General features: G+C 38.5%; 3 protein-coding genes. 2 read left to right on the forward strand and 1 reads right to left on the reverse strand.

Features of this window, described 5'->3' with window-relative positions; all coding sequences use genetic code 11:
- Window positions 1-101: 101 nt before the first annotated feature.
- The gene (locus tag QZY09_RS00255; RefSeq protein ID WP_295666550.1) at window positions 102-593 is read left to right on the forward strand and encodes a YajQ family cyclic di-GMP-binding protein; all 492 of its coding nucleotides are present in this window, start codon (window positions 102-104) and stop codon (window positions 591-593) included.
- 207 nt (window positions 594-800) lie between these two features.
- On the opposite strand, the gene QZY09_RS00260 is transcribed toward QZY09_RS00255, so the two are convergent.
- Window positions 801-1,241 (reverse strand): Hsp20/alpha crystallin family protein, encoded by a 441-nt coding sequence (locus tag QZY09_RS00260; RefSeq protein ID WP_295666545.1) that lies wholly within the window; start codon window positions 1,239-1,241, stop codon window positions 801-803.
- Window positions 1,242-1,377: 136 nt separating this feature from the next.
- On the opposite strand from QZY09_RS00260, the gene QZY09_RS00265 reads away from it, so the two are divergent.
- Complete coding sequence (locus QZY09_RS00265) at window positions 1,378-1,824, forward strand: thioesterase family protein (RefSeq protein WP_295666547.1); 447 nt, start codon at window positions 1,378-1,380, stop codon at window positions 1,822-1,824.
- The last annotated feature ends 58 nt before the right edge of the window (window positions 1,825-1,882 follow it).

The raw sequence follows: 1,882 nt of genomic DNA on the forward strand, positions 1-1,882 counted from the left end.
AGCCATGAACCATGAACTATCAACTATGAACTTTTTATCATGAACTATGAACCATGAACCATGAACTATCACTAAATTTGCACCCACCAAATAAACAAACCATGCCAACTTTTGATATAGTAAGCAAAATTGACGGCCAAACGCTTGACAATGCTGTTAACACCGCAAAAAAGGAAATATTGAACCGTTACGATTTCCACGACAGTAAAAGCACTATCGACCTGGATAAAAAAACAAATACATTAACAGTGGTTACTGAAAATGATATGCGCCTGAAAGCCATCCAGGATTCCATTATCGGCAGAATGGTTAAACAACACCTTGACCCTAACGCGCTTGATTTTGGTAAAGAACAATATGCATCAGGCAACATGATCCGCAAGGAAATAAAAATAAAAGAAGGCATTGATAAAGAAGCTGCTAAAAAGATCGTAAAAGCAATCAAGGACAGCGGCCTGAAAGTGCAAGCTTCAATAATGGACGACCAGGTGCGTGTACAAGGTAAAAAGATTGACGACCTCCAAGCCGTGATCGCTTTATGCCGTAAGGATGATTTCGGACAGCCGCTACAATATATCAATATGAGGGACTAGAGGGAGTTACGATTTATCGGGCATTAAAAAATCTAAAATCGTAAACAAAAAAGACCGCCCTTTCCAGAGCGGCCTTCCAACTAAACCAACTTATTATGAAAACACTTCTTTAAATTTCGGATGTCGGATTTTCAATTTCGGATTTAAATAGTTGCCAACCGCAATCGTCATTTCGGACTTTCCGACTTCTTGTCTTTCAAACTCAAATTACTTTACAGCAATTTCTCTGGTCTGAATTTTAGCTTCTTCTTTTTTGGCTACGTAAAGCTTTAATATGCCATCGGTATATTCAGCTTCAATTTTGTTTTGATCGGCAGCTTCGGGCAACGTGAATGAGCGGGTGAATGAGTTGTAGCTATACTCGCGTTTGCTGAATTTCTTGCCCTCTTCAACGTTTTCAGTTTTCTTATCAGCCGAAACGCTCAAAACGTTTTTATCAAGGCTGATCTTAAAATCTTCTTTCTTTAAGCCTGGTGCCGCCAGTTCAATATAAAACTGGGTTTCCGTTTCCGAGATATTAACTGCAGGCACGCGGCTGGCTAATTTGTCGCTCAAAAACGTATCGTTTAAGATTGAGTCAAATACATCGCTAAAGAATGGGTTAACTGCATGGTTTTTTTGTCCGTTTGCAAATTTTACTAAAGTCATTTTTATATCCTCCTAAGGTTTTACTTTTATTTATCTTCGCAACTTATTCGTCAAGTGTTATACCAACACAAAAAACGGGCAATATTACCGACATAATGTCCGTTAATATTTTTTTACAACGACAAAATGGCTTATAATGGCTGAAAAACTATCAGATTACAAATATAAAACCCCTATCGCCATCCGCTTTTCGGATATCGACGCTGTGGGACATGTAAACAACGCTGTTTATTTAACTTATTTTGAAGAGGCGCGCATCAAATACTGGCGGGATATAGTGCAGTGGGATATGAGCGAAAAAGGGGTAATTGTCGGCCGTTCGGAGGTCAATTATTTAAAACCTATTTTGCTTCACGATGAAGTTGAATGCTATATCCGCACCACCCGTATTGGCAACAGCAGTTTTGACATAATGCATATTTTGGTTAAAATAACCCCTGGCGGTCATGAAATATGCACTACTGGAAAAACGGTATGTGTAAGTTATGATTACAAGGCAAATAAGTCAATCCCTATCCCGGCTATCGAAAGACAAAAAATGATCGAGTACGATGAACCAGGCTTGATTTTGAATACGAATTAAATCGGTTGATTAGGTGAGTGGTTGATTGGGTTGTTTTATTGATATAAAACGTTGTAAA

It is taken from the genome of uncultured Mucilaginibacter sp., assembly GCF_903913935.1.
In the GTDB taxonomy this organism is placed as follows: Bacteria; Bacteroidota; Bacteroidia; order Sphingobacteriales; family Sphingobacteriaceae; genus Mucilaginibacter.